Here is a 245-nt window from a genome sequence, read left to right as displayed (position 1 = left end):
CATGAATTCTCCCGTTGAAAAGACCTAGCTGAAACGCCAGTCTGATTCACCAAATGATTGACCAGAGCCTGTGCCAGTTCGCGCGGATCACCGCTGTACGAGCTGTAGCCACCTTCGCGAAGGTTGTCCGGCATGCTGGAACACGCACAGGAATCGGCGCGCTGCGTCCAGACCTTGCCGCCCTGGCGCAGCATGTAAGCGGCTGCGGCACTGCCATCGCTACCCATTCCGCTGAACGCGATCAC

Annotated in this window: 1 protein-coding gene; it reads right to left on the bottom strand. The window is 59.2% G+C overall.

The genetic code is table 11. The annotated features are described in order from the left end of the window. Positions 1 to 245, bottom strand: a 245-nt coding sequence (locus AAEZ09_RS28945; RefSeq protein ID WP_350601759.1) for a chemotaxis protein CheB, incomplete at both ends; no start/stop codon positions are given.

Origin of the sequence: Pseudomonas sp. 65/3-MNA-CIBAN-0223, assembly GCF_040310425.1 — a bacterium.
GTDB classification, from domain to species: domain Bacteria; phylum Pseudomonadota; class Gammaproteobacteria; order Pseudomonadales; family Pseudomonadaceae; genus Aquipseudomonas; species Aquipseudomonas gregormendelii.
This window is presented reverse-complemented; position numbering and strand designations above follow the sequence as displayed.